This window comes from Deltaproteobacteria bacterium, assembly GCA_005879795.1.
Lineage (GTDB): Bacteria > Desulfobacterota > Binatia > DP-6 > DP-6 > DP-6.
Map to the genome: position 1 here is coordinate 1 of VBKJ01000273.1, position 4008 is coordinate 4008.

General features: G+C 70.9%; 4 protein-coding genes. 3 read left to right on the forward strand and 1 reads right to left on the reverse strand.

Features of this window, described 5'->3' with window-relative positions; genetic code table 11:
- Nucleotides 1-714: hydrophobe/amphiphile efflux-1 family RND transporter (locus tag E6J59_19980; protein ID TMB15413.1), on the forward strand; the 714-nt coding region annotated here is incomplete at its 5' end.
- Nucleotides 602-2122 carry an efflux transporter outer membrane subunit gene (locus E6J59_19985; GenBank protein ID TMB15414.1) on the forward strand — a complete coding sequence of 507 codons (1521 nt, stop codon included), beginning with the start codon at nucleotides 602-604 and terminating at the stop codon, nucleotides 2120-2122. The genes E6J59_19980 and E6J59_19985, both read left to right, overlap by 113 nt.
- Here E6J59_19985 and E6J59_19990 read toward each other — a convergent pair.
- Nucleotides 2026-2538: a DoxX family protein gene (locus E6J59_19990; protein TMB15416.1), complete on the reverse strand. Its 513-nt coding sequence runs from the start codon at nucleotides 2536-2538 to the stop codon at nucleotides 2026-2028. The two genes, E6J59_19985 and E6J59_19990, sit on opposite strands and share 97 nt — an antisense overlap.
- Before the next feature lie 325 nt (nucleotides 2539-2863).
- Here E6J59_19990 and E6J59_19995 point away from each other — a divergent pair, with 325 nt between their 5' ends.
- Nucleotides 2864-3898 carry a sigma-70 family RNA polymerase sigma factor gene (locus E6J59_19995; GenBank protein ID TMB15415.1) on the forward strand — a complete coding sequence of 345 codons (1035 nt, stop codon included), beginning with the start codon at nucleotides 2864-2866 and terminating at the stop codon, nucleotides 3896-3898.
- The last annotated feature ends 110 nt before the right edge of the window (nucleotides 3899-4008 follow it).

The window sequence follows — 4008 nt, forward strand, 5'->3', positions numbered from 1 at the left end:
GAGGTGAACGGCGACGCGGCGCCGGGCGGGAGCCAGGGCACGGCCCTGGCGGCCATGGAGCGGCTGGCGGCGCAGATGCTCCCGCCCGGGATGCAGGTCGAATGGACCGACATCGCCTACCAGGCGAAGCTCGCGGGCAACACCGCGGTCTTCATCTTTCCGCTCTGCGTCCTCTTCGTGTTCCTCGTCCATTCCGCCGAGTACGAGAGCTGGTCGCTGGCGCTCGCGATCATCCTGATCGCACCGATGTGCCTGCCGTTCGCGCTCTTCGGCACGTGGCTGCGGGGCCTGGACAACAACCTGATCACGCAGATCGGCTTCATCACGCTGATCGGGCTCGCGGCGAAGAACGCCGTCCTCATCGTCGAGTTCGCCAAGCAGCAGCAGGAGGAGGGAAGGGACCGCTTCGCGGCCGCCGTCGAGGCGAGCCGCCTGCGCCTCCGGCCGATCCTGATGACCTCGTTCGCGTTCATCCTGGGAGTGCTGCCGCTCGCGCGCGCGACCGGTCCCGGCGCCGAGATGCGTCAGGCGCTCGGCACGGCGGTGTTCAGCGGCATGCTCGGGGTCACGCTCTTCGGCCTCTTCTTGACGCCCGTGTTCTATGTGCTTCTCCGGCGCTCGGCGGCCGCGCGGGTCGCCGCGCGCGAGCGGGCGTCCGAGCGCGAGACGCCGGGCCTGGCGCGGGGGACGGCTGGAGAGCCTGGGCGTGGGTAGCGCGGGACGGAGTCGCGGCCGCCCGCGGCTCTCGGTCGTTGCGGTGGCGGTCCTCGCGGCCTGCGCGCTCGGGCCGAGCTACCGGCGCCCGGTCGTCCCCACGCCCGAGACGACGCGTGGCCAGCACGGCCCGGCGGATCCCGCCTCCCTTGCGGACTCGCCGTGGTGGGCGATTTTCCGCAACCCCGCCCTGCCGGCGCTCGTCGAGGAGGCGATCCGNCAGATCGCCGTCGCACGCGCCGACATGTTTCCGCAGGTGAGCTATCAGGGCGAGGCGGTCCGCGAGCGCACCGCGGTGCCCGGCATCCCGGCGAACCTGACCTTCAACTCCTTCCTCGGGACCTTCAACCTCGCCTGGGAGATCGACGTCTGGGGGCGCATCCGGCGCGCCACGGAGGCCGCGCGCGCCGACTATCTCGCCGCCGAGGCGGTGCGGCGTGGCGTGCTGCTCACCCTGGTGAGCGACGTGGCGCAAGCGTACTTCGAGCTGCTCGAGCTCGACCGCGAGCTCGAGATCACGCAGGGCACGAGGATCACGTTCCAGGACACCGTCGACCTCTTCCAGCGGCGCTATGTGGGTGGAATCGGCACGCTGCTCGAGGTGTCGCGCGCGCAGGCGGCGCTCACCCAGGCCCGCGCGGGCATCCCGGAGCTCGAGCGCCAGATCGTCGTCAAGGAGAACCAGCTCTCCACCCTGCTCGGACGGCCGCCCGGCGAGATCGCGCGCGGCGCGTCGCTCGATGGCGAGTCGCCGGCGCCAGAGGTGCCCGCCGGCCTGCCGTCCCAGCTCCTCGAGCGGCGCCCCGACATCCAGCAGGCCGAGCAGGCGCTCGTGGCGGCGAACGCCGACGTCGGCGTCGCCGTGGCGAGCTTCTTCCCGCGCCTCGGCCTCACCAGCCTGTACGGGGGCCAGAGCAGCGAGCTCGAGAACGTGGTGAAGAGCGCCGGCAACGTGTGGGCCATCGGCGGCTCGCTCGCGGGTCCGCTCTTCCAGGGTGGACGGCTGCTCGCGAGCTATCGGGCGAGCTCGGCCGGGTGGGACGAAGCCGTCGAACGCTACCAGCAGGCAACGCTCCGCGCGTTCGCGGAGGTGTCGAACGCGCTCGTCGCCCAGCAGAAGCTCAAGGGCGTGCACGCCGAGCGCGACGAGACGGTGAAGGCGCTCCAGACGTCGGTCGCGCTGTCGCTCCAGCGCTACAACGACGGCATCGCGAGCTACTTCGAAGTCCTCGAGGCCGAGCAGCAGCTCTTTCCCGCCGAGCTCGACCTCGCGCGCACGCAGCGGGACGAGCTCGTGGCCGTCGTCACCCTCTACCGCGCGCTCGGGGGCGGGTGGCGCCTCGCCGTGCCCGACTGGAGCGCCCTTCCGGACAAGTCGGCGGGAGGCGAGAAGCCGCCGGGTGAGTGAACGCTGACATGATGCGTCGCATCGAGCGACCAGGGACCCGGGCCGGAGACCAGGAGAAAGATGCAACTCATGATCTGCGCGTACTCCGATCGGATCTCGTGCAAGACGGCCCACATGCCGACCTGGGGCGGGACCGGGGGTGGGGGGAGCGGCAGGGTGCCCAGGAAGAGCCGCGGCTTGGTGGAGAGCATCGCCACGAGCATCTCGATGATGAACGGAATCGTCATCAGCCGCGTGCCGAGGCCGAGCATCAGCAAGAGTCCCCCGACGATCTCCAGCCACCCCACGAAAGTGGCCGTCACGAGCGGAAACGGTATCCCGAGCTTGGTGAATCGCCCCACCCCCTGATTGACGTAGACGAACTTCAGTATCCCCTCCCAGAAGAAGACCCCTCCCGCCATCAAGCGGATGATCATCGTCGCGCCCGGTCCCGTCACCGGGGGGCGAAGAAGCCGCGTCCACAGGTTTTGGATCATGCCATCACCCCTTCGATCCATCCGTGCATCACCTTTCGCACGCGAAGTCGGAACACTCGCTACTACACCGACGTCCACCCTTTGGATGGGTATCCCTCCCACGCCGTAGACGCCCCTGGCGGGTCAGGGCCGGTTCGAGAGCCGTGCGTCCGGTCTCGTCGCCGGACCAATCCAGATCGCCTCCCCCGGTGTACTAGCGCGTAGTGGCGGTGCGCTGGGACGCCTGGTGTAAGCAGGCGCCCCCTCGCACCACCACGCGGCGCCGATGTACGCTTGCACGAACGGAAACCGGCGGATGCCGTCGACGCAGAACGCCCCCCGCGACGAGGAGCTGATGCGCCAGGTCGCCGAAGGCTCCGCGGAGGCCCTCGGCCTGCTCCACCGTCGCTTCGCGCGGCTGATCTTCCGCTTGGCGGTCCAGACGCTCGACCGCGCCGCCGCTGAAGACCTCGTGCAGGACGTCTTCCTGGTCGTGTGGCGCAACGCGGGACGGTTCGATCCCGAGCGGGGCAACGTCCGCGCGTGGATCTTGCAGATCACACACTTCCGCCTCCTGAACGAGCTGCGTCGCCGGAGCCGCCAGCCGGAGATCGTGCCCGATCCCGAGGGGCTCCTGCTCGCGGGCTTCCCCGCGGGCGACCCCGGGCCGGCCGAGACGGCGTGGCAGCAGCATCGTCGTGCCGTCCTCCAGTCCGCGCTCGACTCACTCCCGCCTCCCCAGCGCGAGGCCCTCGGCCTCGCCTTCCTCGACGACCTCTCGCACGAGCAGGTCGCGGCCGAGCTCGGCCTGCCGCTCGGGACGGCCATGACACGCATCCGCGCAGGCCTCCAGAAGCTCCGCGGCACGCTCGGACCCCGAGGGGCGGCGCTCGTGGTGCTCTGCCTGCTGGCCGCCCTCGGCATCCGCTACCGGTCGGAGCACGCGACGCTCGCGCGCTACGATCGGGCGCTCTCGATGGTGACCGCGAGCGACAGCGTGAACCTGCGCCTGGCCCCCGTGCCGGAGACTCCCCAAGAGACCCACGCCCGCTACCGCGGGCGGGCCGGTGTGGCCACCGCCGTGATCACCTTCTCGCACTTCCCGCCGGCGCCGGCTGGACAGACTTACCAGGCGTGGGTGCGGCACGGGGCCACGTGGACCTCACTCGGCACCGTGGAGCCCGACGCAGGAGGGAGCGCCCGTGTCATCGCCGAAGACCCGACGCTCGCCGCCCTGCCCGATAGCCTCGAGGTCACGCTCGAGCCTCGTGCGGGAAGCGCCGCACCGAGCGGGCCGGTGGTCGTCGCGTGGGTGCCATAACCCACGCGCCGCCGCCCGTCTCGCGTTATCCCCTCCTGCTACCGCCGCCGAAAGACCCTTGCCCCGCGAGGCCCAGAGAGCTTTTGCTGGACGTCGTCGGTTCGACCCCG